We start from the raw sequence: 5592 nt of genomic DNA on the forward strand, positions 1-5592 counted from the left end.
TAGTTGATCGAGCACAGGCACTGATGCGGAGTGTGATTGCCCTTGATGGAGAAATCCTTCACCAGATCAAGAGAGACTGTCTGGAGAATCCCGACTTTTGTTGTCAAATTGCTGACGCTCATTACTGGCTGATCACTCAAATCTTGGCTCAGCTACGCCTGAAACCATCACCAAACTTGCCTAAGCTGGCTTGGGGACTATCAGCGCTGATGATAATCCTGGTGATTGTGGCAGTGCTGGTAATTCCTGGTGTATTACAGCTAATACTTGCTCAACCCTGGAGATGGTTGATTATTATAGTGGGCATAGTCACCTGTGGTCTACTTCTAGTAATACTACAATCGCTGCTACGTTCATGTTTAATCAGGATTGCGCCTTGGATGTTGCGTCAGCTATTGTCCGGTTTGCTCTCGGCCAAGCCTGGTCCTAAGAAAATTGCTAAACGTATTCTGGCATGGCTATTGCCATGATTAATGATTAGTGACGTAGGGTGCGTTAAGGGCGGGCTCATCCTCATTTTCCGCTATAGCGCCAGGGTTGGCACAGCCCGCCCTGTAACGCACCACCGGGTCAAACATCTGCCTTTTGCCTTTTGGCTGGGATTATTCGCTAAGGGCAGAATTTAACCGATAATATAAAGGTGAAGTCAGATGGAAACTATGTCAACAGAAGCGATCGCATCAGTCATCAATGTCTATTTTGCTAACATGGCAGCCATGAATCCAGGTGGCTGGGTAGAGATTTTTGCTGAAGATGCAGTGATTTATGACCCAGTGGGAAAGCCACCAATCAACGTCTCTGAGGACTCGGAGAAGTTCTTTGCACTACTGTCTAGCTTCTTTAACAGCTTTGACATCTCACAAGAGCAAATTTTTATTGCTGGCAATGGAGCAGCGGTAAAGTGGAGGATGCAGGTGTCTGCTAAGAATGGTCGTGAGGCTACTGCTGAAGGCATCAGTGTTTTTGAAATTAATGATGACGGTAAGATTCAAAAGGTTTTGTCCTACTGGAATGAAGCAGAAATGATGGGTAAACTTAAGGGTTAATTCCTAAATGGTGTTGGCTCTTCCTCCATCAGCAAATCAGCTACTTTTTCGGCAATCATTATGGTTGGGGCATTCGTGTTACCACCAACGATAGTGGGCATGATTGAGGCATCTACAACTCGTAACCCCTCTATACTATGTACCTGCAGGCGGGAGTTAACCACTGCCATTGGGTCATTCCCCATCTTGCAAGTTCCAACTGGGTGATACAATGTGCCAGCGGTATCGCGGATGTAGGCAGCAATTTCATCGAGTTGCTCGACTTGAGTTCCAGGGAAAAGTTCCTCCCCCCGAAAGGTCTCAAATGCTGACGCCTGAAGTATTTGACGACACAGCTTGATGCCAGTAAGCAAAACCTGTAAATCTGTTTGATCAGTTAGATAATTGGGCGGCAGGGTTTTAAGTAAGCAGCAGCGGTACTATGACGTTTACCGTTTTTCTGAGTTACCTGATAAAATCCTACTCCTTCTGGTTCCCGACAGTTGAAGTCCTTGGTGTTTTCCAAGCCTATTTCTGTAGCTGCTTCGACAAACACCTGAGATAGGGGGTTGGTGTAGCGCAAATTGGCGACATTGAGCGGACAATCAGTGCCATGGTATTCAGACGCTCCCCTTTCCTGGTTTTCGGCTTTCTTAAAATAGGGCAGCACCTCAGAAAAACTCCACCCCTTATTCCCTAATTCGTGCCAGTGGTCATAGTTCCAGCGGTGACCTCGAATATATATCATGGCGTTGATAGAGCTACAGCCACCTAGAACCTTGCCACGGGGCCAGAACAATTTGCGGTTGTTCAGATTGCTTTGGGGTTGTGTATAGTAACTCCAATCGTATTCAGTTCTGAATAGGGCGCGAAAGGCGATGGGGATGTGAATTGACCGCTCGCGGTCTGGCTTGCCAGCTTCCAGTAGCAATACTCTAGTGTTGGGGTTTTCCGTGAGGCGGTTAGCTTCATGCGCGCTTATGCCCCACGTCCGCACCGAACGCGCCCCGCGTCGGCTTTGCCGAAAGGTCGGCGTGGGATGAATGGCGGACAGGAACTTTGATATTTTATTTTTCGTCTATACTAAAAAACAGTAGGGTTTATCAAATTAAGAGCTAACCGCCACCTACTAACTAAAAATAGAACTTTTTTGTATTGTTCCGGCGCGGAGGGTCATCCCGTGTCGTTAATAAAGCTTGCCGAGTATCCTAACCGTTGGGTGGAGTTGGCAAGAAGCCCACACGCTCACTCGTTCGCGGAGCGGCTCTGTAAGAGCAGAGTCAGTGTGGGAGTATGTCACCAAGGACACAACCTGCTGAACCAGCACCGACAATTATATAGTTATAGAGCATCTTAGATTTAGGCTCAAATGGAACTATTGGCTGATGTGAGTAGTTAAAATTAACATTGAGTCTGTGGCAAAAGTCAATTTATGCTTTTTGCTATGTAGCTATAGTACCTATTACTGTGAGCTGTTCCCAAAAAAATAACCCCTGAGTCTGTTGCTGTTAGATCACAGCTCGACCAACTAAGGGGTATCGATGGCTGAATTGCGTAAGCTATTTACTACTATCCACAGCCGCTGTATGCGATCGCGTTTTCGGAAAGTTAACCTTAGGTATAAGTTGATAGTAAGAGGAGTTGCTCAGACGTCAGGCAACTAGTATGTAGCTGGAAAACCCTTTGGAGCTGTTACACAAAAAAAATACCCCTGTCTTGCTCTTAGATCACAGACAGAGGAATTAAGGGGTATCGATGACTGAATTGCGTAAGCTATTTACTACTATCCACAGTGGCTGTATGCGTACGGGTTTTCCCAACGTTAACCAAAGAGTTAACCAATGGTATAACTTCAGCGTAAGGTTGCTCAGACATCAGACAACTAGTATTTAGCTGGGACAAGCCTTTGAGCTGTTCCAAAAAAAATACCCTCTGAGTGTCTTGCTGTTAGATCACAGCTCGACCAACTAAGGGGTATCGATGGCTGAATTGCGTAAGCTATTTACTACTATCCACAGCGGCTGTATGGGTAAGGGTTTTCGAAAAATTCACCAAAATAATGTATTACTTCAGGGTAAGGCGAGCTGGTAAAGTGTTTTTGAAATTTAGAAAACACTAAATCTATGTGACTCAGAAAATTAGATCAGGATTTATGAAAAATATCACAGGACTTGCTAACAATGATTAAACAAATTTGTTGGCATCAGCATACTCATCAATGTTGGTGTAGAATAATGTAACTTCTTGACTTTTATTAATATTTTTATCTGCGATCAAATGTGACCATAAACCAATTTGATCTTCGATCCAGTCCACACGAGCATTCGGGTTTTCTGCGTGATTACAAAGAGAAGCTAAACCAAAAACAAGATATCCAGTCACATTTTTACTTTTGCCATACTCTAACGGCTTTACGAAGTAATACTTGAATATTTCCGTTTCATTTATGTTTGGTATTTTGTTTATAGAAAAAATACCAACAGGAGCAACTTCAATTAATGTTCCTTGGGGAATATCCTGTGTCGCAATAATGCCCCTTCCTTTATTAGGAATTTTGTTGACTTCAATCATTGATTATTTCCAATTTATAATTTTAAACCATCAATTTATGATAGTTTATTTTACCATATTATTACATCCCAATCTAGCGAAATTAGCAACATCACCGTCCAAATCAACGAGTTAGACCTGACAGGGACAATTGTTACTATTTAACCGTTCACTCTCCCTGCAAAAAAGCGATCGCTAAAACTACCTACTCAAGATGATGAAGTAGTTTAGGTTCATCTGTGCGGTTGTCATCTTTTATGAATCGAGCCATGATTGATTATATCTCAAGTCCTGACTTTTAGGATACAACAATCTGGCCTCTGAGAAGGACTTTTCCTCCCTCTACAGTTTGAATGTATGAGTGAACATGAACCTGGTACACTTCAGAATTGGAGATAGTGGCCGTTACTTTTCATATAGGCGGTTCATCAACAGATTTAGTTGTTCGTGTTGCTTGTGGATGGTTTTGTTACCCTCCTGACCCTCCCAACACTTGCACGCTATGAATCTTTTTGCTCCTTATGTGATTACTCCGGCTCTGATATTTGAATCCTTGTCATAATTTTATTACCATAAAAATTTTTTTTTTACAAGCCGTAAGTAATATATTGATGGGAACATCCCAATTTGGTAAATCTATCCCTAAAACTAACGATAATACTAGGGTTTGGAACAGGGTAAGCGCAAGAAAAATTGAGCCAAAATGTGATATAGAGCAAGGCTTATTGATTCTTGCGTTTACTCTGGGGTTTAAAACCCTAATTAAAAGTGTTATGTACAAAAATGGTATGCTTCTTAATTATTGATGATTAACGCTTGATAATCGCTAAATTTTATCATTGCTTGATTCGAGGAAAGGAGATTGATTTAGTGGCAAATCAACTGAAACGCATCGCCATGTGGGCTAGTCCACGATGTCTTTCGACAGTTCTACTACGTTCTTGGGGAAATCGCCCGGATACCTTTGTACAAGACGAGCCGTTTTATCCACATTATCTTTCAGTCACTGGTCGGAAAGACCCGGGAATGGACGAAGTGCTCAACCGTTATGAAACAGACTGGGTCAAGATTGTAGAGCAAGTGACGACCGGGTCAATACCAAACGACAAATCTATCTATTACCAAAAGTTTATGATATATCGACTCCTACCCCATATCGACATTAGTTGGGTTCCCCAATTGACCAACTGCTTTCTGATTCGTGAACCTCAGGAGATGCTCCTATCTTATCTTCGGCTATGGCCTAATCCGACATTGGACACCATAGGGATGCCACGACTTAAGCAATTGTTTGAAATAGTCCGTGACTATTCAGGTCTCATTCCGCCGGTAATCGATGCCCGTGACCTACAGGAAAACCCACGCCATACTTTGTCCTTGCTCTGCGAAGCGGTAGAGGTTGAATTTACAGATGCGATGTTAAATTGGTCTAAAGGCAACCCAACCGATGATATTTGGTCTAAATATCAGTGGTATGACACGGTGAGAAACTCAACCGGGTTTCACCCCTACAAACCCAAAAACGATGCCATCCCGGAGCGCTTTGATGACCTTCTTTCCCAGTGCAATGAAATCTACAGGGAATTATACAAATATCGCCTTGTGTGACAACGAAAGGGTGACAAACAAGCTCAGGGCAAACGCATCTTGTTGGGTAACCGGGGATAGTTATCAATAAATCCTGGCTTATGGTGCTTGTTGAGAAGATACTTTCCAAATATAGTGTTTTTTTAATTTATAAAATACTATAATACAGGACTAAAAAAATTATTAGATGCGTTTGCCCTGCGGCTGTATGCGTACCGGTTTTCGCAAAGTTAACCAAAATGTATAACTTCAGGGTAAGGCGAGCTGGTAACAGGTGATGCAACTAGTATGTAGCTGGGAAACGCTTTTGAGCTGTTACACAAAAAAAATAACCCCTGAGTCTGTTGCTGTTAGATCACAGCTCGACCAACTAAGGGGTATCGATGGCTGAATTGCGTAAGCTATTTACTACTATCCACAGCAGCTGTAA

General features: G+C 42.8%; 3 protein-coding genes and 2 pseudogenes. 3 read left to right on the plus strand and 2 right to left on the minus strand.

Annotation, left to right across the window (positions count from 1 at the left end):
- Both F6K20_RS22225 and F6K20_RS22230 read left to right on the plus strand, forming a co-directional pair.
- Positions 1–470 (plus strand): annotated as a pseudogene (locus F6K20_RS22225) (hypothetical protein); the annotation flags it as partial.
- Between the two features lie 180 nt (positions 471–650).
- The gene (locus tag F6K20_RS22230; RefSeq protein WP_008181649.1) at positions 651–1046 is read left to right on the plus strand and encodes a nuclear transport factor 2 family protein; all 396 of its coding nucleotides are present in this window, start codon (positions 651–653) and stop codon (positions 1044–1046) included.
- On the opposite strand, the pseudogene F6K20_RS40805 reads toward F6K20_RS22230, so the two are convergent.
- Both F6K20_RS40805 and F6K20_RS22245 read right to left on the minus strand, forming a co-directional pair.
- Positions 1043–2022: pseudogene (locus tag F6K20_RS40805) on the minus strand (GMC family oxidoreductase). The gene F6K20_RS22230 and the pseudogene F6K20_RS40805 overlap by 4 nt on opposite strands.
- 1187 nt (positions 2023–3209) lie before the next feature.
- Complete coding sequence (locus F6K20_RS22245; RefSeq protein ID WP_287296054.1) at positions 3210–3596, minus strand: SET domain-containing protein-lysine N-methyltransferase; 387 nt, start codon at positions 3594–3596, stop codon at positions 3210–3212.
- 849 nt (positions 3597–4445) lie between these two features.
- On the opposite strand from F6K20_RS22245, the gene F6K20_RS22250 reads away from it, so the two are divergent.
- Positions 4446–5183 (plus strand): sulfotransferase-like domain-containing protein, encoded by a 738-nt coding sequence (locus F6K20_RS22250; protein WP_131826886.1) that lies wholly within the window; start codon positions 4446–4448, stop codon positions 5181–5183.
- Positions 5184–5592: the final 409 nt, after the last annotated feature.

Origin of the sequence: Moorena sp. SIO2C4 (assembly GCF_010672485.1) — a bacterium.
Lineage (GTDB): Bacteria > Cyanobacteriota > Cyanobacteriia > Cyanobacteriales > Coleofasciculaceae > Moorena > Moorena producens.

Bases quoted from the DNA above. Each gene is read 5' to 3' on its own strand.
- F6K20_RS22230 (WP_008181649.1), top strand. From the start codon at position 651: ATGGAAACTATGTCAACAGAAGCGATCGCATCAGTCATCAATGTCTAT.
- F6K20_RS22245 (WP_287296054.1), bottom strand. From the start codon at position 3,596: ATGATTGAAGTCAACAAAATTCCTAATAAAGGAAGGGGCATTATTGCG.